We start from the raw sequence: 26,686 nt of genomic DNA, 5'->3' as shown, positions 1-26,686 counted from the left end.
GAACTCGAATCGAACCGTCGAATCGATCGAAATCGTTCGTTGTGTTCGTCCCCTACCGATCGTTCATCACGGAATATCAGACGGTTGGGCACGCCGTACGAGTTCGCTTGTTGACTGTTTGGTTAACATACCGCCGATCGACTGCTCGTTCGAAACAAATATCCGATCTCATCGGTCCGAAACTGATCGAACGTGTTTCCAGGCGACAGGATCGTGACGCCAGATCCGGCAGGACGAGCCGGTCCTCGAGAAACGGACGCGAGCACGACGGACGGTTACACGTGGACTACCCACTCCGGTAGTCCGTCTATAGTAATGGATTCGGACTGCCTGTGAAACGATTATGTCCGCCTCTCAGTCCGCTTGCACGCTTCTCACCACCCCGCGCTCGGGTCTCGGTTCAGGACAGGAACGGCCGCTGTCGTCACGAGCCGACCACCGGGTGAGTCGCTAATGTGTGGTATCATCGGTCACGTAGGCAACGAAAACTCCCTCGAGACACTCTTGACCGGACTGGAGAACCTCGAGTACCGTGGGTACGACTCCGCAGGCGTCGCCGTTCAAAACGGATCCGGGATCGACGTCGAGAAACGCTCCGGCGAGGTGGACGAGTTGAAAGCGTCGATCGAAGGCGTCTCCCTCGACGGGACGGTCGGAATCGGACACACTCGCTGGAGCACCCACGGACCGCCGACGGACGAGAACGCCCACCCGCACACGGACGAAACCGAGGACGTGGCGGTCGTTCACAACGGGATCATCGAGAACTACGCCGAGCTTCGAGCGTGGTTGCGAGAGAAGGGCCACGAGTTCACCAGCGAGACTGATACGGAGGTGATCCCGCACCTCATCCAGTACTTCATCGATAGCGGCCGGGATAACGAGACCGCGTTCAGACGCGCCATCGACGAACTTGAGGGGAGCTACGCGATCACTGCGATGTTCTCGGGCGAGCACGTCCTCTATGCCGCCCGAAAGGGATCGCCGCTCGTCGTCGGCGTCGAAGACGACGAGTTCTTCCTGGCGAGCGACGTCCCCGCGTTCCTCGAGTACACCGACAGCGTCGTCTTCCTCGAAGACGGCGATGTCGTCGTCGTCGACCACGACGGCGTGGAGTTTACCGATCTCGCAGGCGAGCCTATTATCCGCGAACCCGAGACAGTCGACTGGGATCCGGAACAGGCCGGAAAAGGTGGGTACGATCATTTCATGCTCAAGGAGATAAACGAACAGCCGACCTCGTTGGCACAGGCCGTCGAGGGCCGGATCGATCCCGAAAACGGGCGAATCACCCTCGAGGACCTCGGCCCCGGAACGTTCGCCGGCATCGAAACCGTCCAGCTCGTCGCCTGCGGGACGTCCTATCACGCGGCGCTGTACGGATCGATCGCGCTGAATCGGGCCGGAATACGCACCACCGCAGTGCTCGCAAACGAGTACAGTATCTCAGCGCCTCCGGTCGACGACGGGACGCTGGTGATCGCCGTGACTCAGAGCGGCGAAACTGCCGATACGCTGAGTGCACTCCGCCAGGCGAAACTCGAGGGCGCGCGGACGCTCACCGTCACGAACGTCGTGGGATCGACCGCTGCACGCGTCGCTACGGACGCCCTGTTTATTCGCGCCGGCCCCGAAATCGGCGTCGCAGCGACCAAGACGTTCTCTTCGCAGGCGATCATGCTCGTCTTGCTCGCTCGGCGGATCGCTGCGGACACACAGAGTGATCCGCCCGAGAACGGAGAGGCGCTGCTTGCTGAACTGGCTGGGATGCCGGATCGAACTGAGGACGTGCTGGCGACCTCCGACGCCGAACGTATCGCACGCCGCTATCACGACAGCCGGTCGTACTTCTTCATCGGACGGGGACTGGGCTTTCCGGTCGCCCTCGAGGGAGCCTTGAAGTTCAAAGAAATCACCTACGAACACGCAGAAGGGTTCGCCTCGGGTGAACTCAAACACGGACCGCTCGCACTGGTCACGCCGGAGACGCCGGTGTTCGCGGTTTTCACCGGCGAAGAGGACGAAAAAACCCTCAAAAACGCGTCGGAGGCACAGACCCGCGGCGCACCGGTCGTCGCGGTCTGTCCGGCCGGTCACGAAGCGCTCGAGATCGCGGACGGTCACCTCGAGATTCCAGAGACGAATTCGACCCTCGCAGGATTGTTCGCAAACGTTCAACTTCAGCTCGTCTCCTACCACGCGGCGTCCTTGCTGGATCGCCCGATCGATAAGCCGCGAAATCTCGCCAAGAGCGTCACCGTCGAATAGGTGATCGGATCGAACGTCCGGCTTGACGTCGATCCGGAACCGAGTACGAGTCCGCGGATTCGTCGGATACGGGGCCACCCCCGTAGCCCAGCATCCGTGCGATCCGACGGGTGTGACCCGAACTCGGATCCGTCGAAATGTGGAGGGAAACAGTGATCGAGTCGTGGTGCGATACCGATCGACACCCTCCAGATTAACTAGCTGTTCACGATTATATAAAGATAGTACCTGACTGCTACGGTTCCCGGTCTCGGTCGACGACTTCGCCGGGGACGGTCGTCGCGCCCGTCTCGAGTTTTAGGCCGGGAGTCAAGCTGGTATTGATCCCCGTTTTGACCCCGTCTCCGGCGACGACGCCGAACTTTCGTCGGCCGGTCGAGACGCGTTCACCTTTGACTGTAAATCGGACGTCGTCGTCGTCGTGTCGAAGGTTGGCGACGGTCGTCCCGGCACCGAAGTTGACGTCCCGACCGAGGACGCTATCACCGACGTACGAGAGATGTCCGACGGTCGCTCCCGCCGAGAGAACGCTGTTTTTCACTTCGACGGCGTGGCCGACGCTCGCGCCTTCGTCGATCAGCGTCGCACCGCGTACGTACGCGTTCGGGCCGACACTTGCGCCTGAACGGATCAGCGCCGGTCCCTCGATAGTGACGCCGGAGTTGACCGTTGCCCCATCCTCGACGACGACGGTCCCCTCGAGAACGGCGGTGTCGCTCACCTCACCGTCGATCCGGGGCTCGAGCGTCTGCAGTTTCCACTCGTTCGCCTCGAGGAGTTCCCACGGACGACCGACGTCCATCCACCGCTTCGTCGTGATCGGCGTCACCGAAAACTCGTCGATAACTCGCGAGAGGACGTCCGTAATCTCGTGTTCCCCGCGCTCGCTGGCTGGCACCTCGAGCCATTCTTTCGCGTCGGCAGGGAAGGCGTACGCGCCGGCGTTGGCGAGATTCGTGGGCGGATCTGCCGGCTTCTCGACGATGTCGGTAACCGTTCCGTCGGCGGTGCTCAGAACGCCGTAGTTTCGAGGGGAGGCGACTTCGACGGCACACACTGCCGGACGCGCCTCGAACAGCCGCTCGATCGCGGCGGGTTCGTAGAGATTGTCGCCGTTGAGCACGGCGAACTCGCCGTCGATGTGACGACGGGCAGTGTTGACCGCGTGAGCGGTCCCGGCCTGCTCGGTCTGACGGGCGTAGCTCACCGGGACGCCCCGATGGCTCGAGCCGAAGTGCGCCTGAACCGTTTCGTGTTCGTAGCCGACGACGAGAACGATTTCGTCGGCTCCGGCGTCGATGGCGGCGTCGACGGTGTGTGCCACGAGCGGACGGTCCGCGACGGGTAACATCGGCTTCGGCACTGACGCAGAGAGCGGACGGATTCTCGTCCCCTCTCCTGCCGCGAGAACGATTGCCTTCATGAGGTTGCGTACAGCGATTCGGCGGATAAATATATCGCAACTACTGCCCACTCGCGGGAACCCGCTCAGACTCGTCCGGATCGCGATGAACGCACGCTGGGATCGTCCGGTCGCTCCGTTGGTTCTGGATCGGGTGATCCGCCGGCGACCCAGTCCACCTCGTGTGCGTCTACCCACCGCCGTCTCTTACCGGCGAATCGAGGCAAAAAACGAGATGTTTCTGAACAGAAATATTGAATTTCGCCCGGAGATGACGGTAATACTCTCGATATATAGAGCGTCACGGTATCACGACTATCACGGCAGAAATTAGAGACTAACCGGACTGAAACGAGTTATGCAGTCTATAGTAAATACCGTTCTGTCGCTACGGGCTGATGATGTCGACGGAACCATCCGACGCGAAGTGGACGCCGATGACGTCCAGTCAGCAAACGAACACCCCACGATGTGTCAGCTGCGGTAATCAGGTGACGCGCCAGTTCTCTCGCGTGTTCGGTGACAACCGTGACGTCGTCCACGCCTGTCCGGAGTGTTCGACGTACCGTGAGATGAAAACGTCCGACTTCATTCCCGAGGACGTGCGGTAGGGACCCGCCCGAGATGGTCACACCGAGTCCGGTCTGTCGTTCGAATACAGGGATGCGCTCTCCGGCCGTTAGTGCCCGCCTATATTTTTGAACTGTCTCGAGCGTATATCCGTCCCTGAGTGGTGACTTCGAACGAAGATCCACATGAGTGCAACCGACCAGGACCCCGATATCGCCAGCGATGGTGACTGTTGCAGTTCGATTTCGGAGCTCTCTCCCAGTGCAAAACTCGTCTACAAGGTCCTCGAGTACGAGGGGGTGATGACCCAAGAAGAGATCGCAACGGAGTCGCGCCTCTGCGCTCGAACGGTTCGATACGCGCTCAGGAAACTCGAGGAGTCGGCTCTCGTCACGAGTCGAGTTTCCCTGGAAGACGCTCGCAAGTCGAAGTACTGGATCAGCTGATCCTCACCGGAGTTTCCGGTACCGATCGATCACCAGATCGAGTCCGAACGCGCCGGACGTGATCTCGTAGTGCGTCTCGAGGCGCGGGTTGAACTTCGCTTTGTACCGGTTGATGCTCGGAACGCCCGCGCCGACGAGATCGTACCGCTCGAGACCACGTTCCAGACCGTCGCGCATGACGTGCCAGTCGAGCAGGTCGTTGATCGGAAGATCGACGTCGATATCGGGTTTGACCCCTCCTTGCCACCGGTAGCGGGTCGTTTCGGATTCGACGACGAGGATCCCGCCCAGGAAGTCGCCGCCGCCGCGACAGACGTACGGTCGGATCGCTCCGTCCGGTAGCGTGCTGTGGACCGATCGTACGAACTCCGGGCGCAGGTGAAATGCCCGTCCCTGACTCTCATAGCGGTTCGAGACCTGCTCGATGATCCGCTCGACGTCGTCTCCGGTACCCTCTTCGATGACGTACGATCCGTCATCTGCGTTTCGAACGTTACTCCGAGCATCGCTGCTAAAACGCTCGAGCAACTCGTTCGCACTTCCCTCGAGATCGATAATGTAGGTGTACCCCGGCGTGACGTCGTACTCCTTCCAGACGAACGGTCGGACGTCGTCGAACTCCGCCGCGACGAACTTGCAGTACTGGGGCGAAATGTTCTCATCGATCCACTCGAGACTGCCCTCGAGAAACCGTTTGATTCGGCGATCGGCCTTTCGCTGTTTGAGTTTCTCGAGGTTCAACACCGACGGTCCGAGGTAACACGACCACGACCGCGGTGCGGGGGAGAACGCACCCGTCAGCGGTCCTTTGTGGAACTCGAAGACGGGAAAGATTCCGACGGCCTCCTGACCCTTGAACCCGACCAGTAAGTGTGGTCTCGTCCCCGTCTCTTCGGCCTGTAATCGAAGCGCTTCAGCTCGAAAAAACGGGTTCGCTCCGGCCGAGCGTTCGACGTAGCGGTTCCACTCGTCGCCGTCGGTTCGCGGATTGAAGACGTCGATCTCGATGCTCATAGGTATCCGAGATCGGTGAGTCGATCCTCGACTGCTCGATCGTCCGTCGCCGTGATCGGTGTCGGTTCGTACGCCGGATACGTCGTTTCGCTGCTCTCGTCGACGATCGGCAACGTCTCGCCGTCGAAGGCGCTGTCGACCGGAACGTCGAACACCGAACAGATCGTCGGTGCGATGTCGAAGATCGACGCCTCCTCGAGCGGTGTCCGTTCGTCGAAGGCCGGTCCGGTCGCCGCCATGGCACCAGTCCGTTTGTGATTCCACGGCTCCAGTGGCTCCCCGAAGGGCTCCGTACCGAGATCCGCGACGACCGCGGTGTCGAACGCCGCCGGAACCGTCACGATATCGGGGCCTTCGTCGACGTACGGGCCATCGAAGTGGTTCTCTCGCGGTTCGACCGCCTCGAACACGGGTTCGCCTTCGGGAGTTCGGATCGCGGATAATTCGTCGATGACCCGGTCGCGAACGGCATCGTACTCCGACGGCGGGACGGTTCCGGACGGCTCACGTCCCTCGAGATTGATCCGGACGCCGAGTTCGCTCTTCGAGCGCATGTAAACTCGCGAATTGGGGAAATCGACCTGCTCGCTGGCGGCTCGAATCGCGTCGTTCGGAATCCGACGTCCGATCGGTTCTTTCAGACCGACCCGGTCGAGTGCGCTCGCGATCCGTTGTGTCGTGAGCCCGGCCTTCGCAGCGACGCTCAGAATCGTTTCGAGGGTGCTTTCCTCGTGTTCTCCGGCGTTTTCTCCCTCGAGAAGGTCGTTTTCCCAGGCGCGAGACCAGTCGGGCATTCCCTCGCCACCGCTCTGTCCCTTCAGGTAGCCGTTCTCACGGAGATGCTCGTTGACCCGAAATTCCGGACCGGAGACCGTTCCCATACCGTGGTCGCTGACGACCAGAACGTTCTCCGGATCGGTCTCTTCGATCGTCGCTTCGATCTCCCGATCGACAGCGCGGTAAACCGCCTCGATAGCCGTCTTGTCCCCGGGGCGCTCGTGAAAGACGCTGTCGGTCTGTTGAAACTGGAGGAAGCCGAACTCGGGTTGCATCCGTCGACAGAGGTAGCGAAACGCCGATCCCCGCTTCTCGACCGTTTGTTCGTATCCCTCGATCGATCGGTCCGGCTCGGACGTACTCTGGGGATAGACGTGATAGCCGCCACAGGAACGTATGACGTCTTCGAGAATACCGTCGGGATGACAGTCGGGGTCTTCGGGTGCGGTCATACCCGGAATCAATGCGCCCTCGAATTCGCGTGCAGGATGCGTGACGGGAACGTTGACGACGACGCTCGAGAACCCGTGTTCGCTCAGCAGTTCCCAGATCGAGCGCTCCCTGACGTGCGTCGCGTTCACCACGTTCCAGTCGTAGCCGTCGAACGAGAGAAAGTCGTAGACGCCGTGTTTTCCCGGGTTCTTTCCGGTGTACATCGACGGCCAGGCGCTGGCCGTCCACGGCGGGACCTGGGACTCGAGAGGGCCGCTCGAGCCGGTTTCGAACAGACGCTCGAGAGCGGGGGTCGTTCCCGAGTCGAACAGCGGCTCGAGTACCGGCAGACAGCCGGCATCGATCCCGACGACGAGCAGACTAAGATCGGTTTCGTCGGTCGTATTCACCATGAGCAAGCGCTTTCTCCCTCCGTGCTTTGTTATGCAACTGCTTGGGCCGCTGTAAGGCGGGACTTCACGCCGGTCAGCTATCGCCGCGTCATCGCTCCTGTGGGACCGCTGGGACTGTATGGCTCCGTTGCCCAGCGATCCGGTATCGTATCCCCCGCATCACTAAGGTCGGTCTCGACGAGAATTCGGTGATGCGCGTCTCGATGAACAGGAACCGGTCGCTCGTCTCGGACGGATGATCAGTGGCACGCCATCGCTGTTCGTCTCGTCGCTCTCGAGCGAGCGGCCGACCGGGATCGAACAGTTCGTCGACGGTCACACTCGAGCGTATACCTACTACGGCTCGGGAAAGGCTGCACTCCGCGACGGACTGTCCGACCTCGTCGAACCGGGAGAAAACGTCCTCGTTCCCGCGTACCTCCCTGACGGTGTCGTCGAGCCGCTTATCGAACTCGGACTGGAACCGCGGTACTACCGGATCCGATCGACGCTGGCTCCCGATTTCGGTGACGTCGAAGCACGGATCGACACGAACACCGTCGCCGTCCTCTCGGTCAACTACTTCGGCTTTCCACAGCCCGGACTCTCGGAGCTGTCCGACCTCGTTTCCGAGTACGACTGTTACCACGTCGACGACAACGCACACGCCCCACTCAGCGTCGACGACGGAACCCTTCTCGGAACCCGGGGTCATCTCGGAATAACGAGCCTGTGGAAGCTGTTTCCCGTCCCCGACGGCGCCCTTCTCTATTGCAACGACGACGACGTGGCCGACCGTTATGAACCGTCGTCGCTCGCGGGCATCCAGGACGGTCTCGATCGGACCGACATCCGGTTCGTCGCGAAGTCGATCCTCGACGACGTTTTCGACGCGGACGGAACCGTCCGCCAGTCGATCAGTGCCATCGTCAGCGGCCGCGGAGGGTCGCCCTCGGTCGGCACCCCCCAGAAGCGATACGAGCGACGAAAAACCCGCATGTCGAAACTGTCCTACCGCGTCGTCGAAGACGCGGATCCGATCGGAATTCGCAGGACTCGTCGGGAGAACTATCGTCGCTGGCGAACTCTCCTGACCGACAGGGACGACGTCGAACTCGTATACGAATCGCTCCCCGAGGGAATCTGTCCGCAGGTGTTTCCCGTTCGAACCGATCGTCCCGAAGCGTTCCTCGCGGAGCTCGAGCAGTGCGGTATCGGCGGCGTCCATACCTGGCCGCGTCTGTCGTCGTCGGTCGTCGAGGAACCGGCGTACGAGACGGCGAGACGACTCTCTCGAGATGTGTTGACGCTGCCGGTTCACCAGCACATCGAGCCGTCGACGATCGAGGCGGTTGGAAGCGAACTCCGACGACGATAGTGCGGATACGGGCTGTTCGCCCGAAATCGCTCACTCGAGATCGGCTTCGGCTCGATCGTCCACCGCCGGCGCAAGCTTCGGACGGGCGTCGTCGGTGAGATCGTAGCGTCGCGCGCCGGCTCTCTCGAGGATCGACTCGCTTCGCAGCTCCGAGAGCACACTCTGGACGGCGACCGTCGACCGCTCGACGCGAGCGGCGAGATCGTACGCCTCGAGTGGCCCCTCTCGGGAAAGGGTGACGAGAACGTGCGAAGCCGTCGCGAGTGAACACTGGGATCGGTCGCTCGCCCGTTCTACCCGGTCGACGAGACCCGCCGTTTCCAGGTGTTCGACGAACTCGTCGCCGTCGCTCGCGACGACGATGTCGGATCGGTCCGCCGGCTCCTCGACGTTCGCGTATCCGAACTCGTACTCCTCGCCGTCTCCCTGGACGATCGGATCCGCATCCGAGGTGTCGTCGGAATCGTCTTCGGCTTCGAGGTCGCGGATTCGACGTCGAAGCCGCTTGGTTTCGTTTCGAAACCGCTTGACGTCCCGGAGGCGCGAATCCCGTTCGGTCTCGAGCGTCTCGATTCTCGCTTCTCGGTCCGCGAGGTCGGCCTCGAGTTCGTCGCGTTCCGTTTCGAGCGCCTCGATCCGTCCCTCCCGATCTTCGAGTTCGTTCGCGAGTTCGTTACGTTCGGCCTCCAGCTCGACGACCTCGTCGTGGAGCCGACGAAGCTCCTCGTCGGTACCAGGCAGGTGTGATTGCACCGTGTTCGTGTTTTGCAGCGCGTCGGCCATCTGTCGCGCCGCGTTCGAGACGTCCCGGGCCGACTCGAGTTCGTTCTCTATCGTCTCGATGCGCCGTTCTTTTTTCTCGAGTTCGTTTTCGAGCTCGTGAACTCGGTCCTGTTTTCGCTCCTTTCGCTCGGAGATATTCTGGAGATCTCCGACCAGCGCGTCCGAGACCGACTTGAGCTCCGGCCGTTCGAAGTCGTCGAGTCCCGGGGTCGCACCGGCGTCGAACGTCCGCTTTCGCCGGAACTGGACCTTGCGAACGTCGGCTTCGTTCCAGTCGGTCTGGACGAACGCCTGACCGTCGTCTAGCTCGGAGACGAGTTCGGCGTACTCGGTGTCGATGATCCGTCCGACGACCTTGGTGTCGTTCTCCCAGGTGAGCCTGTGCCAGACGAGCCAGTTCGCCTGCGTGATGAAGTCCTTTTTGACGTCGGCCGGTCGCTGACTGATGCCGAGGATTCCGAGCCCGTGTTTTCGGCCCCGCTTGCCGATTTTGATGAGGAGCTTTCCCGTCTCACCGACGCCACCACCCTCGGGGATGTACTCGTGAACCTCCTCGACGACCAGCAAGAACGGCTTTTTGAGTTTTTTCTCTTTGACGAACAGCTGTCGGGCGATCTCTCGGATGAGTTCGTTCGCGACGTCCTCGTCGAGGTAGCCCGAGACGTCGAGGATCACGGGAACGTTCTCCTCGAGCGCCAGCGCTGCCATCTGTTCTGCGTGTTCCGGGCCGATCTGGATGTCACACTCCTCGTCGGCTCCAGCGTGCAACATCTCGTACTCCTCTTTGAGCCCGTAGTACTCCCCGTCGGTATCGACGATCAGTAAGGGGAACCCGGACTCGAGAAGCTCCTCCGCGATCACCGACGCGGTGTTCGACTTCCCCGAGCCCGATTTTCCGGTCGCGAACCCGCGACCGGTCAGGAGTTCGATCACGGGGAGCGACAGCTCCGTTCCGTCGGCACGGTTTCCGACGACGATCTCTCGCTGGTCGCTCACCAGCACCGCACCTCGCGTGTGGCCGCATCGTTCATGCTAACAATACTGTTCGAACAGGATACCTTGAATATTGGCCCTCAGCTCTCGTCGGTCGGCTCCACGGTCTGCTCGCGTACGGTCATTCCTTTTCGGCCCAGGTGCTGGAGCTGTCGACGAGCGAAATCCTCCTCGCGCGAGCCCCGCGTCGCGAGCACGTAAACGAGCGCACCGCCCGCAGGACGCATCGTTCGTCCCGCCCGCTGGGTTCCCTGGCGGCGCGATCCACCCAGTCCCGAGGCGACTATCGCCAGATCGGCAGTCGGGAGATCGATACCTTCGTCTCCGACGCGCGAGACGACCAGCAGGTCGCGTTCGTCTCGCCTGAACTCCTCTAGCAACCGTCGGCGCTCGTGGTGTGGCGTCTCGCCGCTGAGGAAGGGTGCGTCGACGGCGTCTGCGACCTCTCTCCCCTGCTCTAGGTAGTCGACGAAGACGAGCGCCTTCGAGTCCGGATGAGCCGACAGCAGGTATCTGATCTCGTCGACCTTCCCGCGGTTTTCGGCCGCGATCCGATACCTCTCGCGACCCTCCGCGGAGACGTAGGCGTTGCGCTGTTCGTCGTCGCCCCAGGGAACGTACCGAATCTCGAGTTCCGGTTCAGCGACGAAACCGGCGTCGAACAGCGCCTGCCAGTCGGTTCCGATCGGCGGGCCGACGAGCGTGAAGATCTCGGTCTGGCGGTCGTCCTCGCGGATCGGACTCGCGGACAATCCCAGGCGGTGGCGAGACTGGAGATGCGTACTCCGTCGATAGACGTCCGACGGGACGTGCTGGCACTCATCGAAGATCACCAGTCCCCACTCGCGGTCGTCGAACAGCGAGCGATGTCGATCCATGCCGGCGATCTGGTAGGTTGCAATCGTCACCGGGCGAACGTTCTTCTGGCCGCCGTGGTACTGGCCGATCTGAGACGGCTCGAGGGAGGTGTACTCCGCGACGGCGTCGGCCCACTGACGAGCCAGGTCGCGACTCGGAACGAGGATCAGCGTTTCTCCCTCGACGTGTGACATCGCACCCATCGCGGCGACGGTCTTGCCGCTCCCCGGTGGGCCGACGAACACGCCCTCTCCGGTCTCGGAGAACCGATCGACCCACGTCTGCTGGTACTCCCGGAGACCGACCGTGAGATCGATCGGAAGGTCCTCTCCGGACTCGAGGTCGCGGTGATCCTGAACGGGGTAGCCGGCTTCGTAAAGCAAGCGCTTGATCGCGGCCTCGGCTCCGTCTCGGACCCAGTCTTCGGTCTCGGAGATGGGTGCGTGGACGTGTTCTTCGTCGAGTTTCTGTCGGCCGACGTTCCCCATCACTTCCGCGCTCTTGGCCTCGAGAACCGTGTAGCCGTCATCGTGGGTCGTCAGCCGGAACTGGTGGGCGCGATCCCACTGGCTGTGAATCCACTCTTCCAGCGCCGGCGAGCGCTGGCCGAGCGCCTGACGAACCGTTCGCTCGAGGGACTCGAACGATTCGTGGGGTGCCTGCCAGACGTCTTCGGGTCGGACGACGTACCGATAGCCGTTCTCGCCGTTCGCGTCAGCGAGGTGGGCGAACTGGGAGAGCTGGGCGCGCGTGAACTGCGCGGGTCGGTCGACGACGATCTCTCGACGTTTCGGAAAGACGACCACTCGCTCGCGCTCGGTGAGATCGTCGAGTTCGCTCGGATACCAGACGACGGGATCGGTCGAGACAGACAGTCGCTCGAGTTCGCCCTCCTCTGAGAGGGCCGTGAGGCGTTCGCTGACGCGTTCGTGGGGTTGGTCGAGCCATCGTGCGACCGCCCCCGCGGTGAGCACCGGCCGCCCCTCCCGCTGACAGGCGTCGTGAAACTCCGCGAGCGTGAGGTCGTTCGTGGGCCCGGAGTCGCCGCCGGATTCGCTCACGCCGTCGACGGCGTCACCTCGAGCGGGGTCGGTTTCGTCCGGTTCGTCGTCGGAACTGTCGGGAGAGGGTTCCGCAGGGCGTTCGTCGGTCACTGTTCTTCGCTAGCCGCGATAGCAGTAAACCGATTTCGCTTGGACCGCTCGAGCCGACCCCGTCGATCGGATAGTGAACTGTTACAAACTGGTAATCAACACCGCGCTTAAGTCCTCGTTGTGGGACCTCTACGATATGTCGACTGCGTCTACCCGACTCGACGGGCCCGACGGACGGGCGGCGTCGGTTCGAGAGTGGTACGAATCGCTGTTGTGGGGATCGATGGATCGGCTGGGAATTTCCGAGAGCGTCGAGCGAAAGATCGTGGCGGCGGTCGTTCTCCAGTTCCTCTCGACGCTTGCGGTGTTCGCGCTGCCGCTTGCGTTTCTCGGACCCGGCGACGCGATCGCGGTCTTTCCGACCGAGCAGATCTTGCTGACGGGTGTCGTCTTTGCGCTTTCCGTTCTCGCGTTCGCCAATACGCTCTTGATCGCCCGTCGAGATCTCATCGGACCGATCCGCGCAGTTCGGACGACGGCCGACGACATCGCGAACGGTCGACTCGAGAATCGACCGTCGGAGTCGGATCAGACCGACGAGATCGGTGATCTCCAGCGGTCGATCGTCGAGATGTACGCCGTTCTGACGACAGTCGCGGCCCAGGCCGATGCGCTGGCGAGGGAAGCGTTCGACTCCGAGGTACTCGACCGTCCCGTTCCCGGCACGTTCGGGGAATCACTCGAGGGAATGCGACGGGGGCTCGAAACGCACATCGACGACTTAGAGGAGAGCCACGATCGGATCGAACGTCAACGAGAGCGAGTGCAGCGCCGAAACGAGTCGCTCGAGGCTGACGCCGAGCGTATTCGGGCACTGCTGGAGCGATGCGCCGAGGGGGAGTTCACCCGTCGCGTCTCGGTCGAAAGCGATCACGAGGCGATGACCGAGATCGCGGGAGCGCTGAATACGATGCTCGACGACGTCGAATCGACGCTTCGGCGGGTTCAGAACCTCGCGAGCGAAGTCGACGAGGTCGGCGGGGAGGTTTCGACGAGCGTCACCGAGATCGAGAACGCGAGCGAGGAAGTCGGCCGGTCGACCGACGAGATTTCGGTCGCGACCGACGAACAGAACGCGAGATTCGAGGAGGTGCTCGGTGAGATGAGCGACCTCTCCGCGACCGTCGAGGAGATCGCGTCGACGGCCGACGGCGTCGCGGACCGCTCGAGCGAAGCGGCGACCCGCGCTCGGTCGGGCCGGGAAACCGCAGCCGAGGCACTGGCAGAACTCGATACGATCGAACGCCGGTCCGAAACGATCGTCGACCGGATCGAAACGCTCGAGGACGAACTCGAGGAGATCACGGAGGTCGTCGAACTGATAGACGAGATCGCAGAGGAGACCAACCTGCTCGCGGTCAACGCCTCGATCGAAGCGGCTCGGGCGGACGCCGACGGGAAACGGTTCGCCGTCGTCGCGAACGAGATCAAATCCCTCTCGGAGGAGACGAGCGACGCGACCGGCGACGTCGATCGGATGGTGAGCGCCGTTCAGTCGTCGGCCAGAGACGCGGTCGAAGAGATCGGGACCATGCAGCGCGACGTTTCCGACGGCGTCGAGACGATCGAAGAGAGTCTCGAGGGTCTCGAGGAGATAGCTGAACGGGTCCAGGAGGCGAACGACGGGGTGCAATCGATCAACGACGCGACCGACGAACAGGCTCGCTCGAGCCAACAGGTCGTGCGGATGGTCGACGACGCGACCGACCAGAGCGAACGAACGCTCCGGGAGACGACCAGCGTGGCTGCGGCCGTCGAGGAACAGACCGCGACGATCACCGAAATTTCTGGATCCGCCCGGTCGCTGTCGAACACTGCAACGGAGTTACACGACGAACTCGAGGAGTTTACCGTTCGAGAGTGACGGTATGAACGTTCGGGGTGGCGGGGTCCGACGCGGCTACGCCCGCGCCGTTGACTCCGTCGCGTTCGTGAGAGCCCAACACTATATGCCGATCGATGACGTACCCCTGCGTATGTTCCGTGCGATCCTCCCGGAAGGGCAGATCGTCTGTGAGCGATACGACCATACCGAGAAGGGCCTCGAGCTGTACGACACTGACGACGAGTTCATCGCGTTCGTCCCGTACGCGAACCTTCACGCGCTGGTCAACGAGGACGTCTACGGCGGCAACGAGCGATCGATCATGTAGCCGGAGCCCTATCGATCGCCTCGAGCTGTTCGCGGTACCTGTTTCGGACGGTGACGACGGTCGTCTGGGCAGTGTTCGCGACGGCGCGCTGTGGGATGGTTTCGTCACACAGTAGCCCGGCAGCGTAGATTGCGGCGGCGGCGAACCCCGTCGGAGATTTTCCGGAGTGAAGTCCCTGTGCGGTCGTCTGATCGATGATTTCGATGGCTTTCGTCTCGACGTCGTTGTCGACGTCGAGTTCGGAGCAAAACCGGGGAACGAACTGTCTCGGGTTCGTCGGCTCGAGGTTGATGTCCAGTTCGTCTGCGATGTAACGATACGTGCGTCCGATTTCGCGCTGGTCGACGCGAGAGACGCTGGTTACTTCCTCGAGACTGCGTGGTATGTCTTCTTTACGGCAGGCGGTGTAAAGCGCGCTGGTGGCGACGCCCTCGATCGATCGGCCACGGATGAGATCTTTCTCGAGCGCGCTACGGTAAATAACGCTTGCCGTCTCTTTAACGGGCTTTGGAACGCCGAGTGCGCTGACCATTCGATCGATCTCCGACAGGGCGTACTTGAGGTTTCGTTCCCCGGCGTTCTTGGTTCGGATCCGCTCTTGCCAGACCCGCAGTCGATGGATCTGGCCGTGCTTTTCGGCGGACATCGCGTGACCGTTGGCGTCTCTGTTTCGCCAGTCGATCGTGGTCGTCAGCCCCCTGTCGTGCATCGACTGTGTGAGTGGTGCACCCACGCGTGAGAGCTCGTCGTGTTCCTGGGCGTTGAACGCTCGCCATTCCGGACCGTAGTCGATGGGATCTTCGGTGAGAACGAGCCCACAATCCGCACACACTCGCTCGCCCCGATCCGGGTCGTGAACGATGGTTTCGGTTTCGCAGTCAGGACAGCGCTCGGCGTCCGTTCGCTCGGATTCGGGCCTCGTGTGATCGATAATAGACTGCGTCATCAGTACGGGGAGAAACCGTGCGACCACTGTAAGGGGTTCACATGGTTTCGCGGGAAACTGTGACTTGTCCTGTCAGACGTGGCGGGTTACAGCGCTTCGAGCGGAGAGGCGACGACCCGATCTACGGGGTACGGTCGACACGCGTCGCGGGCGACCGAAGCGAAAAAGAACGGTCTCGATCACAGCCAAAGAGAGAAAGAACGGAGATGATCGACACGATGTCCCACCCGCCTGCTCTAGGCGGCTGTCGCTCGCGTCGAGACCGTGTCCCATCGGTCGTGTCCGGGTAAAGCGATCACTGCCGTTCGCTTCGACCCATTGTGCCGATAGTGAACGTACCACATGAAACGCGGCCATCGTTTCGTCGTGACGGAATCGTAAATCCGAGCTTCACCGCAGAAACGATTCGTTCGGTATCAAACCGACGCCCGAATTTATGTCGCTGGCGTCGAATGTTTCGCCCGAGTGTTGTGTTGCCTGGTTCCGACGACGACCGAGTGCCGTCGTACCCGACGGTTCGGAATGTACACGATCAATACTGCCGGACAATCGGCCGATACCGACCACGGCCGAAGCGGACCGGTGAGCGTGCGAACCCGCACCGCCGGAGCGGCGACGTCAGTATCTCGAGAAGTCAGCCCGTACGCCCTTTGCAGCGGGTGCAAAACGTGACCGTGCTTAAGAGAGTCACTGTTGGTGTACAACTTGGTGTGTCAACCGTGACTGCGAACCGTCTTTCGAGAGTACAGCGGTCCCTACTGTTCCCACGGCTCGGTGGAGACCTCGAGCACCGAACTTGGAACGAACCTGGCCGAACCGTACTACTACCGTTCGGAGGCTCAAGGTAATGTCGTCGATCGATACCTCGCTCCCCGACGAAATCGCGTCTTCGGTTTCGGATTCGGCGGACGAGGACGGTCTGTCGAAGGACGTCATTTTTGAACTACTGAAGAATCGACGCCGGCGAGAAGTCCTCGCGTACTTGCTCGAGGCGGAGGAGACGGTGACGCTTGGAGAGCTCGCTGAACAGATCGCGGCCTGGGAAAACGACACGGAGGTCAACGCGCTCAGTTCCGATCAACGAAAACGCGTGTACGTCGCACTGTATCAAACTCATCTCCCGAAGATGGACGACGCGGGTATCGTCGAATACGATCAGGATCGCGGACTGATCACCCTCTCTGACAACGCGGATCTGTTGATGATGTATCTGGATACGGACACGCATCATCAGGATCGCTGGGATCGATGGTATAGCGTCCTGAGCGTCGTCGGAGCGGCGCTCATTACCGGAACGTTCCTCGGGGTACCGCCGCTTTCGGTGCTGCCGACTATTGCGATCGCGGGAGCGGTCGTCGTCGCGTTCTTCGTTCTCTCGATCGTCCACGCCGTCTCGAACCGCGAGCGAGAGCGAACGGTCGACGGGAAGCTCTCGCGAATCGGATGACCTCGTCCCGAGCGTGCTATCGTTCCGGGTCGATCCGTCGTACTGTTTATCAGTTTCCGACTAATACGAAACCCGGCCTTCGATACGAGAAGGACTTTTATCCGCACCGTTCGTAGAGGGCTGTGGCTCCCGGCGACCGTCATCCAGTACCGGAACAGTTCGCGTGCCAGCCTACTGTTCTCGGCGCGGGAGCCATCTCTCTTCGCGAAAAGCGCCGCCGATCCGTCGACCGTCGGTGGTCGTTACTGACCGCGAGCGTTGTACTGAACGTCGGCTCTTGCTCTGCCGAGAAGGCGGAAGTTTTCGATTTCGCCGTCGAACCAGTACGTACTGCGTCCGTTTTCCACGATATCGCGAACGGTTCGTCCGCGGGAGACGCTCGAGTCGTCGACCGAGACGGTGCGGAAATCGGATTTGACGATGACGTCGCTCACCTCGACGGAGTACGTACTCGGTCCCTCGGTACCGGTGGCGTCGATGAGCAACGCGTGCGGGAGGAGTTCGTTGTCACCGTACTCGTCGGGATCGATTTCCGCTCCGTCGATCGAAACCACGGCGTCGCCGTCGCTGACGCTAACGTCGGTGACCGCGCCCGAAAACCGGAACGTCTGGGTTGTCTCAGTAACCGAACTCTGGACGGCCGACCCCGACACGATCGTGACCTCGTCGATCGGATCGTCCTCCGAATCGAGTTCGATCGCCCCGTCGACGGTGATCTCGTAGCTCGTCGGCTCGTCGCCTCCCTCGACCGTGAGAACGTGCGGGAGTTCCTCGCCGTACTCGTCGGGATCGACGGCGACGCCGTTGACCGAAACCGTTGCGGGTCCGTCGACCGTCAGCTGCTCGAGTTCGCCGCTGAACCGGAAAGCGTCCTTCCAGTCCGCGACGACGCCGTGGACGAACCCGTCGTCGACGACGTCCTCGTCGTCGATGGAGGCACCGTCGTGCGTCGATTTTTCGACCCGTCCGTCCGCTTCGAACTCGTATCGAGTCGCGTCGTCTGGATCGCCGTCGAAGAGGATGACGTTCGAAAGCGTCGATTCGTCGGATTCGGGCTCGGTTTCTCCGGTTCCGTCGCCGCTTTCCGGTTCGACCGAGCCACCGGCGGCTGCCTCTTCGGCGGACGTCGGGACGCCGTCCGGAACCGAGAGATCCGGCGTTCTCGAAACGTCCGATCGCTGCAGCCCCTCTCCCTGAACCGTGCCACGAATTCCGCCGCCGGTCATCCGCGCGCTCCCGTCGCCTCGGAGAACCATCGCGTAGGGGTACCCCCCGCTCGCGAAGTGTGAGTCCTCGAGCGATGGAGTCCCACCCGGCCAGACCCAGACCGGTCGGCCGGCGTCCTCGACGTAGCCACCCCAGCCGGGACCGTAGTCGGTGTCGTCGTTGTACGCGACGGAGCCGACGATAGCGTCGTTTCCACCGGCGATCCGATACGTGCTGACGCCGTTGTTCTTTCCGTAACAGTGTTCGAATCGAGCCGAGCCGCCGTTTGCGGTGTTAGAGCAATAAAAGCCGTTGTTCGGCCATCCCTGGACGTTACAGTATCGAAAGGTGACGTCACACGAGGCGTTTCGGTGGTAAAACACCGCACCGGGTCCGTGGACGAAGCTTTCTCCCTCTTTCGTCGAGCCGTCACCCAGATAGACGTTCTCGATCAGAACGTCGCCGCTGGATGCGGTGATCGAAATCATGAACGCGTCGCCGCGGTGGAGACCCCTGAACCCGATGTTTCGGATTACCGAGTCACCACCCTCGACGAGCAACAAAACGCTGTCGCCGGTGGTGAGGTCGAACAGTTTGTTTTCGTAGGTTTCGCCGCGACCGATCCTGATCACCTGTCCGTTCGCGGCGATCTCTTCGTATCCGTCCCCGTCGGCGCTCGCCAGTCCGGAGACCGCCGCGGCCGCGGTCGTCGTACCGGCCAGTTTCATGTACGACCGACGGCCGAGTAATCCAGTATTACCGCTACGTTCAGCTGCGTCACCGCCATCACAGACGGGACGCTCGTCGTCCAGTACCGAAGGTTCGCGTGCCATGCAATCGGGTAATAAGAGACTAACTGCATAAACTTACCGTTAATCTAACCATAAAATTTACTGATTGTGGCTAACATCTGAACGAACGCTCAGAAAATCATTCATATACTGCAATGAAACGATACCGCCGAACCGTGATCCACGGCGCGGGTGAATCGCCTCGAGGTCACGCCCTTTGGCATTCTCTTGGACCGCGTAACAACCCATTACCGTCCAACGATCGAGCACTCCGTCGGAAGTCGTGATACGGAGACTCCGTGCGGAAGTGACGAGAACGGAGACTCGAACGATAGAAAACGGAGTCGAACTCTCGACGGTCCCCGACGACGTGATCGAGCGATGTCAATCGGACCGGCGAGACGCGCTCAGTGTGTGGATCCGGCAGCGGCTTCTTCGGCGGAGGTCGGTACGCCGTCCGGGACGTGAGCGTCGGGATCGGTTCCGACGCCGTCCTCGAGTCGAACGGCGGAGCCGTCGTGTTCACCGATTCCGGCGCTCTCGTCGTAGTCGGTCTCGCGAACGACGACCGTCGTCGCCTGGCCGTTCGCACCGGCGTCGATGGCGGTGTTCTGGCCGTTCATCTCGAGCTGGCAGTTTTCGACCTCGACCGTGCCGGGAGCCCAGGCCCAGATGCCGCGTCCCTGGTAGCCGTCGTCGTCGACGAGTACACAGGAGTTCGTCACCTTGCTGCCTTCGGTCGCGAGTCGGAAGTGAGAGACGTAGCAGTTCGCGGCGAACGAGCGATCGATGTGTATCGTCCCGCCGCCGGTGTTCCCGGGAGCGGACGCGTAAATAGCGTTGTCAGCAAAGCCCTGAATGTTGACGTTCTGGAAGTCGATGTGGCCCGCGTGGTCGGGGTCGACCCAGAACGCGGTCTGACCGTGACCCGATGAACTGCCGTTGCGGCCGTCGGAGCCGTCGCCGAGGTAGACGTTCTCGACGGTGCTCGAGCCGCCCGAATCGGAGACACCGAACGTCGCAGAGCCGGTTCCGGACGTGTTTTCGCCGCTGAAACCGATGTTGCGGATCGTCCAGTCGCTGCCGTGGGCTGTGATGACGATGTCCTGTCCGGTCGTCATATCGATTAGCTTGTTCTCCCAGGTCTCGCCGGAGTCGACGGTGATCGTCTGGTTCTCGGCTTCGATGACCTCGTAGTCGTCCGTGGCTGCGGTGGTGCCCGTTGCACCGAGCGTAGTGACTGCGGTCGCGGCTACGGCAAGCGAGCGAACGTAGTTACGTCGGCTTAATCCGGAATTACGGTCTGTAGTTCGGGATTTCTCCGCGTCGGACGTACGGGGATTCTGCGCCATACACTCGGGTAACAAGAGCTTACACTCATAAACTTTTCCTTGGTATTATGAGTTAAATTTATTGAAATAGTTGGTAACAGTGTGGAGGTGGACACAACCTATGCGAGAATATACTCGAAGATACGACGGAATCCGCTCTGATTCGTGTCGCTGTTTCCGGAGAAATATCGTATTATTCGGCCTCAACGCGGGCTCGGGGGTTCGTTGTCGACAGGCGGAACAGACCGAGTACTCCGGGATCGCGCCCCGAAGTAGTTCACCACGTGTCCTGCTCGGCGAACGTGATCGTCCAGTTGGCGGGATCCGTGACGGCTCGAGCGCCGACGGTCCACTCGTGACCGCCCTCGGTGGCGATCGGATACGTTACCTGCGTCGTCGGCAGTGTGATCCGCGACAGCGGAAGCGAGGCGTCCGAGAGGAAGCCGAACCGACGGAGGAGCGGCGCGGGGATCGCCCGGCCGCTCGTGGCGAGCAGATCCGCCTCGCGGTGGTCGGCTACGACTCGGTCGAGGATCGCCTGGAGCCCGTCGCGCCGACCGGGAGTCGTCGCCAGCGGAACCACGTCGGTCAGGCAGGTGATCGTCGAGCCGTCATCGAGCGTTGTCCCGACGACGACGCCGGCGATCGGCTCACCGTCTCTGGTCGCGACGTAGGCGTCGTACGACCAGTGGGGGTTCTCGAATCGCCACTCGTAGAACGGTTCGGTGCGGTTTGCGTGGATGGTTCCCGGAACGCCTCGGTCGTAGAGTTCGAGTAACTGCTCGGTTGGGAGGCCGTCGAACCGGTGGACGACCACGTTCGCCGGCCGATCGACCAGCAGTTCGCACGCGCGAAGGTACGCCGATGCGACGGGGTGAGCCGCACTGCTTAGCCTCGAGAGACGGTCCTCGCGGTCGATCAGGGCGTCGGGTCGCTGGACGCGGTAGAACGTCGGGACCTCCTCGACGATTCGCCAGCCGTGTTTGAGGCTGCCCGAGAGCGTCGCCTCGTTGGGGAAGTTGAAAAACAGCGCCGGCTCGCGGTCCCGGTAGTGCTCTTTCAGCCGTTCGGTCGTCCGGGAGTAGAGACCCCGTCTGCGGTGGTCCGGATGGACCATGACGTCCGCGGGCTGGAAGCCGAGGTACGTCCGCGAGTCGATCCGAAGCTCGAGCGCGAAACAGGGTTTGGTACCGACGAGGTCGCCGCCGTGGGTTGCGACGATCATCGGAACGTGATCGACGTAGGGGTTCTCCTCGTACTTCCAGCGGAACCACTCCTCGTTGCGCTCCCCGAGCACCATGTCGTACAGGTCCAGAAAGTCGTCGCGATCCCCGGGTTCGTACGGTCGGATGACGTAGCCGTCGTCGGTTCGCTCCGCCGTCGGCGGACGCGTCTCGTCCGTTCGTTCCCGCTCGTCTCGCCCGTGTCGATCGGCGCTCGTCGATCCCTCCTCCGAGAGACTGTGATCTGTTGCCATAGTTCGTTGGTCAATCGTCCTGTGAGCTGCCGTCGGTCACGCCGACGCGACCCGAGTCGCCGTCGCGCTGGCTCGAGCGAGGTATCTCGTCTCGTTCGAGGAGTTCGTCCCGGTGTTCGTCGAGCAGCGGTGCCCGGTCGCCGGGGGTTGGCGGCGTCTTGGCCATCTTGATCGGCGTGCCGGCGATGGTCACCGTTTCGTCGGTCTCGGGAAGCGTCGCCTCCACCAGCATCTCTCGTCTGTGGGTGTGCTCGCAGTCGTAGACGTCGGTGACGTCTTGGACGGGGCCACACGGAACCGCGCCGTTGAGCGCGTCGAGTACCGATTCGACCGACTGTGAGCCGACCCACTCGTCGATTCCGGCCCCGAGTCGCTCCCGGTGTTCGAGGCGATCGGCGGCTGTCGAATACTCGAGGCCCCACTCCGGACGGTCCATTCGGTCACAGAGGTTCTGCCAGTGGCGGTCGGTCAGCGCCGCGATAACGACGTAGCCGTCGGTGGCCTCGAAGGCGTTGTACGGAAACAGGGTCGGGTGGGAATTTCCCTGCCGCGTGGGCGTTTCGTCGGTGTAGGAGTGTTGGTAGACCGCTCGCTCACCGAGGCTGATCATCGCGTCGTACATCGCCGTATCGACGAACTGACCGACTCCGGTCCGGTGACGGTAGTGGAGGGCGGCGAGAATGTTCACCGCGTGGAGAACGCCCGTGAAGATGTCGCCCACGCCGAAGCCGACTTTCGTCGGCGGTCCGTCCGGCTGTCCGGTGTGATGCATTATCCCGCCGAGCGCCTGTGCGACCAGATCGAACGCCGGCTCGTTTTGTTTCGGGCTCGAGCCGGTCCGGGGATCACCGAAGCCGCGCATCGCCGCGTAGACGAGCCGCGGGTTCCGTTCCGCGAGGCGCTCGTACTCGAGATCGAACTTCTCCATCGTCCCCGCGCGGTAGTTCTCGACGACGACGTCGGCGGTCTCGACGAGCGAGAGGAAATCCGCGCGGTCGCCCTCGTCGGTGAAATCGAGCTCGAGGCTTCGCTTGCCCCGATTGATGCTCTGGAAGTAGCCGCCGAAGCTGTCGTCGTCCTCGTGAAACGGCGGCGTATCCCTGACGAAATCGCCGCCGGGTGGTTCGATTTTCACCACGTCAGCACCCATGTCAGCGAGCAACATCGTACAGTACGGGCCACCGAGGACCCTCGTCAAATCCAGCACGCACACGTCGTCGAGGGCAGACATTGTCGTATCAGCTTCGAAGGGCGTTCTCCGGCTTTGTTATGGAGTCAATTTCGGCGCTGTCGTCGGCTTACGCTTCGCTAGCGATAGCATACATCTCGAAATCGTCGTTCGAGACCACCTTGTTCACCGTCGGTTCGGCGTCGAGTCCCTCGAGCGCCGAGTCGCTGTAGTGGAGCTCGCGATAGACCTCGATTTCTCTCGTCACGTCGAATTCGGTGACGATGAGGTAGTAGTCGAAGCCGTGATAGGCCCCGCTGTAGTTGCCCGCTTCGAACTCGTCCGGATCGACTTCGCCGGTCGCGACGGTCGCACCGCTCAACGTCTCTTCACCCTCGAGTCCGTAGAGCCCGTGATCGAAGCGGTAGGGATCGTATCCGAGGCCGACGTGCGGTCGATCCTCGGCACCGTCCTCGAATCCCGTCTCGTAGCCGCTGAACTGTGCGTCCGTGACGTGCTGGCCGGGGCTGTAGATGAGCGGCGACGCGAAGACGGTCGTCAGTCCGAGGACGAGCAGCGCCCCCAGTCCCAGCGCGGCCACCGTGTTCGCACCCGGTCGGGTAATCACTCCCGAGAGCCCGCCCACGAGGTGTGCGAGGGCGACGCCCGCGAGGATCGTCAGGAGGACGTAGATGAACCCGACTTGCCGGAACGCCATCGTCGGCGTCCCCACGAAGTAGATCAGGAAGATGCCGCCGAGCGGGAACAACGCGAGCCCGAAGTACGTGACGTACGAGGACGACTCGCGGTCGAGTGCGGTCCAGCCGAGCCACGTCGCCAGCACGAACAGTCCGACGACGAGCCCGATCACCGCCGCGTCGAGGAACATCGCGACGAACAGTTCTTCGATGCTGCCGCCGATTTCGGCCAGCGATCCGCCGCGCTGGTCCACCTCAGCGCCGGTACCGACGTCCGTCGCAAAAACGCCCTCGACGAGGCCGACGAGCGCGGTTCTAAAGCGCTCGTTGGCGAGGGTCCAGACCGTAAATATCGTTCCCAGAACGATCGTCGGGGTGTACATCGTCGGCTGCTCGACGATAGGGTGTTCGTCGAGTCGCCACCGCGCGAGAAGCTGAACGCCCGCGACGGTCGCGACGAGGACGACGACGTTGATCATCTGCTGGGGATGGGCCAGCAACAGCGCGATCCCGGTGAGGTAGAGGAGAACGATGTACGGGGAGATGCCGAACGGCAGGCGCTCGACCGTCGAGGGCCGCCGAAGGGAAGCGATCAGTGCAAAGAGCACGACCGGGACCAGAAACAGCGCGTTCGAGTTCGTGTGGACGCCCATGTGCGTCGCGACGTTGTTGATCGGCAACACCGTCCACGAGACGATCGCCGCGAAGCCCATCGCGGTCGCGCTGTCGGTCATCTCGCGAGCGGTCAACGGAACGAAAATCAAGAACGGAACGAAGAAGACGACGATGGTGGCGAGCAGCGCTCGCTCGATCGGCACCCCACCGAGGAAATGAAAGGCGACTCCGAGCGAGTGGACGCCGGGGTAGATCAGCTCGTGAGGAACCAGCAGTCCGTCGACGATATCCCTCGTCCATCCGAGGTGAGTGAGCGCGTCGCCCATTCCCGAGAAGCGGTAGTTCCTGACGATGGGGAGGCTCACGATGGCTGTGACCGTCATCGAACCGAGGCCGATGCCGACGGCCTGGGCGCGCCCTCGAGTCCCGAGCGTCGTCGCGACGGCGAGCGCGAGCGCGAGCCCGAAACACGCCCACGCCAGGTTCGGGGTTCCCGCGTACACCGACGCCTCGTAGCCCGCCGCTGGCTGATCGCGCGCGATGAGCAGCCCCGCCGCGAGCGCGAAGAATCCGGCGGCGAAGATCACGTTCGTCGTCCGTTTCATCGTCTCTCCGTTCGAAATCCGGACAGTCTCGTGTCGGTACGCATCTCTTGGCGGCTACCTCACCGAAACCGACGTTTGTTATAGGGGTCCTATCGCTCGAGGCCAACTCGAGCGGTCGCGCCTGTGGCCCCGTCCGATCGCGTTCGGTTGCTCGACCCGTCGATGAAAACTCCGCTTTCGAGGCTTCTCCCCCATTACTTCGATTTTCAAAGTGAGTATGACGACTGTACAGCCGCCGCCGTCGAGGCGCTCCGGACCGCCCGTGAGAGACGGTCAGAGCGCCCGTCTCCGGGCTGCAGAGACGCGGTATACGCCGGGATTTCCGTCCGGATCGAATTCGTTCGATCGATCAACGGTTCTCCCCGTTTTTGTACCCCTGCGTGATAGCTCGGGGCGGCGGCGACCGCCGTTTTACACACCATGTCATCGTTCATCGTCGACCGGATAACCGCGGACGGCACCAGCCTCGAGTGCGACGTACGACCGTCGGCCGACCTCGAGCGGTTCGTCACGGGCGACCCGTTCAGGATCGACTACGACCGCTCGATCGAAGACGTTCCCGAAGGCATCCTCGCGATTCCCGTCCTCGCCAACGTCTGTCCCGTCGCGTGGGCGAACGGGGCTGACGTCTACGTCGACGAGGTCGACGCCGCCTTCGCCCGCGCGCTCGAAGACGTCAAGGCCTCGCTGCTCTCGATGTACGATTTTCTCGAGGGCGGGACGCTCTACGCACGACGGACGATCGATCCGGAGATGTCGTCCCAACCCGGCGCATCAGCTGGCGAAGCTGCCGGCGGTTCGACGAGCGATCCGAAGAGCGCCCTGCTGTTTACCGGCGGCGTGGATTCGACGTGTTCGTACGTCCGTCACCGCGAGGAACGGCCCACGCTCGTGAGCGTCCGTGGGTGGACGATCACACCCGACCCGTCCGACGACGAGAAGTGGAACGACCTGCGGGCGCGCGTCTCCTCGTTCGCAGACGAACGCGACCTCGAGACGGCCTTCATCGAATCGAACGTCCTCTCGGCGCTCGATCATCCGATGTTACTCGCACACTACAAGCGCCACGTCGACGGTGCCTGGTACAGCTCCGTCGGCCACGGCCTCGGCCTGCTCGGCCTCTGTGCGCCGATGGCCTACGTTCGGGGCGTCGACGACCTCCTCGTCGCCGCGACTCACTGGGACGGAATCGACCTCGAGTGGGGCTCGCGACCGGACATCGACGATCACGTCCGCTGGACGGGAACGCGCTGTCACCACGACGCATACGACCTGACGCGACAGGAGCGACTCGACCTCATCGCGGACTACGTCGGGACGTCGACTCCGGAACTCGAGCTTCAGACCTGTAACGTCCGGATGGACGGCAACTGCGGCGAGTGCGAGAAGTGCTACCGAACCGCCGTCGGACTCCGTCTCGCCGGACTCGAGCCGACGGCCCACGGCTACCCCTTCGCGGACGGCGACTACGACGAAATCCGAGCCGCCCTCGACTCCGGCGAGTGGGTGCTCGGTCAGGACGAACGCCACATGTGGGGCGACATCAGAGACCGGGTTCGGGAGACTGAACCGTCCTCCGAAAACGAGGCGGCGTTTTTCGAGTGGCTCGTAGAGGCCGACCTCGACGAACTCGTCGCGGATTCCCGACCGCCGCTGTCACACCGGCTGTTCCGTGCGGGTGCGAGAAACGCGCCGACTCGAGTGTACAACGGCGTCTATCCGGCGCTGAAGGCGGCGAAAATCGGCGCGGATCGCGTCCGTTCCCGCCGGTGATCCATCCCA

At 62.4% G+C, this 26,686-nt stretch carries 19 protein-coding genes; 8 read left to right on the top strand and 11 right to left on the bottom strand.

The window, feature by feature from the left end; all coding sequences use genetic code 11:
• The first annotated feature begins 453 nt into the window (after positions 1–453).
• Entirely contained in the window at positions 454–2,268 is a 1,815-nt protein-coding gene (glmS, locus tag EA462_RS04535; RefSeq protein ID WP_124177389.1) for a glutamine--fructose-6-phosphate transaminase (isomerizing), read from the top strand.
• A gap of 235 nt (positions 2,269–2,503) precedes the next feature.
• Here the strand turns inward: glmS and glmU are convergent, their stop codons facing one another.
• Entirely contained in the window at positions 2,504–3,691 is a 1,188-nt protein-coding gene (gene glmU, locus EA462_RS04530) for a bifunctional sugar-1-phosphate nucleotidylyltransferase/acetyltransferase (RefSeq protein ID WP_124177388.1), read from the bottom strand.
• Positions 3,692–4,071: 380 nt separating this feature from the next.
• Between glmU and EA462_RS17530 the strand changes: the two genes are divergently transcribed.
• Both EA462_RS17530 and EA462_RS04520 read left to right on the top strand, forming a co-directional pair.
• Entirely contained in the window at positions 4,072–4,281 is a 210-nt protein-coding gene (locus EA462_RS17530; RefSeq protein ID WP_124177387.1) for a DUF7563 family protein, read from the top strand.
• 144 nt (positions 4,282–4,425) lie between these two features.
• On the top strand, positions 4,426–4,686 hold the full coding sequence (locus EA462_RS04520) for a MarR family transcriptional regulator (protein ID WP_124177386.1): 261 nt from the start codon (positions 4,426–4,428) through the stop codon (positions 4,684–4,686).
• A gap of 3 nt (positions 4,687–4,689) precedes the next feature.
• On the opposite strand, the gene EA462_RS04515 is transcribed toward EA462_RS04520, so the two are convergent.
• Together EA462_RS04515 and EA462_RS04510 are read right to left on the bottom strand one after the other, a co-directional pair.
• A complete protein-coding gene (locus EA462_RS04515) occupies positions 4,690–5,700 on the bottom strand; it encodes a lipid II:glycine glycyltransferase FemX (protein WP_124177385.1) in 1,011 nt (336 codons plus the stop codon).
• Positions 5,697–7,322 carry an alkaline phosphatase family protein gene (locus tag EA462_RS04510; RefSeq protein ID WP_124177384.1) on the bottom strand — a complete coding sequence of 542 codons (1,626 nt, stop codon included), beginning with the start codon at positions 7,320–7,322 and terminating at the stop codon, positions 5,697–5,699. Before EA462_RS04510 ends, EA462_RS04515 begins: the two co-directional genes overlap by 4 nt.
• Positions 7,323–7,557: 235 nt before the next feature.
• Here EA462_RS04510 and EA462_RS04505 point away from each other — a divergent pair, with 235 nt between their 5' ends.
• The gene (locus EA462_RS04505; RefSeq protein WP_124177383.1) at positions 7,558–8,679 is read left to right on the top strand and encodes a DegT/DnrJ/EryC1/StrS family aminotransferase; all 1,122 of its coding nucleotides are present in this window, start codon (positions 7,558–7,560) and stop codon (positions 8,677–8,679) included.
• A 30-nt stretch (positions 8,680–8,709) separates the two neighbouring features.
• Here the strand turns inward: EA462_RS04505 and EA462_RS04500 are convergent, their stop codons facing one another.
• Positions 8,710–10,464, bottom strand: coding sequence for a helicase HerA domain-containing protein (locus EA462_RS04500; RefSeq protein WP_394341814.1), 1,755 nt, complete (start codon positions 10,462–10,464; stop codon positions 8,710–8,712).
• A gap of 71 nt (positions 10,465–10,535) precedes the next feature.
• Complete coding sequence (locus EA462_RS04495; protein WP_124177381.1) at positions 10,536–12,467, bottom strand: DEAD/DEAH box helicase; 1,932 nt, start codon at positions 12,465–12,467, stop codon at positions 10,536–10,538.
• A gap of 136 nt (positions 12,468–12,603) precedes the next feature.
• On the opposite strand from EA462_RS04495, the gene EA462_RS04490 reads away from it, so the two are divergent.
• Both EA462_RS04490 and EA462_RS04485 read left to right on the top strand, forming a co-directional pair.
• The gene (locus EA462_RS04490; RefSeq protein WP_124177380.1) at positions 12,604–14,331 is read left to right on the top strand and encodes a methyl-accepting chemotaxis protein; all 1,728 of its coding nucleotides are present in this window, start codon (positions 12,604–12,606) and stop codon (positions 14,329–14,331) included.
• Positions 14,332–14,335: 4 nt separating this feature from the next.
• Positions 14,336–14,620 carry a hypothetical protein gene (locus tag EA462_RS04485; protein WP_124177379.1) on the top strand — a complete coding sequence of 95 codons (285 nt, stop codon included), beginning with the start codon at positions 14,336–14,338 and terminating at the stop codon, positions 14,618–14,620.
• On the opposite strand, the gene EA462_RS04480 is transcribed toward EA462_RS04485, so the two are convergent.
• Positions 14,613–15,566 carry a transcription initiation factor IIB gene (locus EA462_RS04480; RefSeq protein WP_124177378.1) on the bottom strand — a complete coding sequence of 318 codons (954 nt, stop codon included), beginning with the start codon at positions 15,564–15,566 and terminating at the stop codon, positions 14,613–14,615. The genes EA462_RS04485 and EA462_RS04480 overlap by 8 nt on opposite strands.
• An 847-nt stretch (positions 15,567–16,413) precedes the next feature.
• Between EA462_RS04480 and EA462_RS04475 the strand changes: the two genes are divergently transcribed.
• Entirely contained in the window at positions 16,414–17,013 is a 600-nt protein-coding gene (locus EA462_RS04475; RefSeq protein ID WP_124177377.1) for a DUF7344 domain-containing protein, read from the top strand.
• A 242-nt stretch (positions 17,014–17,255) separates the two neighbouring features.
• On the opposite strand, the gene EA462_RS04470 is transcribed toward EA462_RS04475, so the two are convergent.
• From EA462_RS04470 to EA462_RS04450, 5 genes are all read right to left on the bottom strand, one after another.
• Entirely contained in the window at positions 17,256–19,052 is a 1,797-nt protein-coding gene (locus EA462_RS04470; RefSeq protein WP_124177376.1) for a hypothetical protein, read from the bottom strand.
• Positions 19,053–19,417: 365 nt separating this feature from the next.
• Positions 19,418–20,362, bottom strand: coding sequence for a hypothetical protein (locus EA462_RS04465; RefSeq protein WP_124177375.1), 945 nt, complete (start codon positions 20,360–20,362; stop codon positions 19,418–19,420).
• 256 nt (positions 20,363–20,618) lie between these two features.
• On the bottom strand, positions 20,619–21,818 hold the full coding sequence (locus EA462_RS04460; protein ID WP_124177374.1) for a GNAT family N-acetyltransferase: 1,200 nt from the start codon (positions 21,816–21,818) through the stop codon (positions 20,619–20,621).
• Positions 21,819–21,828: 10 nt separating this feature from the next.
• Positions 21,829–23,049, bottom strand: coding sequence for a succinyl-CoA:mesaconate CoA-transferase (gene mct, locus EA462_RS04455; RefSeq protein ID WP_124177373.1), 1,221 nt, complete (start codon positions 23,047–23,049; stop codon positions 21,829–21,831).
• A gap of 67 nt (positions 23,050–23,116) precedes the next feature.
• On the bottom strand, positions 23,117–24,904 hold the full coding sequence (locus EA462_RS04450; protein ID WP_124177372.1) for a hypothetical protein: 1,788 nt from the start codon (positions 24,902–24,904) through the stop codon (positions 23,117–23,119).
• A 420-nt stretch (positions 24,905–25,324) separates the two neighbouring features.
• Between EA462_RS04450 and EA462_RS04445 the strand changes: the two genes are divergently transcribed.
• Complete coding sequence (locus tag EA462_RS04445; RefSeq protein WP_124177371.1) at positions 25,325–26,677, top strand: hypothetical protein; 1,353 nt, start codon at positions 25,325–25,327, stop codon at positions 26,675–26,677.
• Positions 26,678–26,686: the final 9 nt, after the last annotated feature.

Source organism: Natrarchaeobius halalkaliphilus, from assembly GCF_003841485.1.
Classification (GTDB): Archaea; Halobacteriota; Halobacteria; order Halobacteriales; family Natrialbaceae; genus Natrarchaeobius; species Natrarchaeobius halalkaliphilus.
This window is presented reverse-complemented; position numbering and strand designations above follow the sequence as displayed.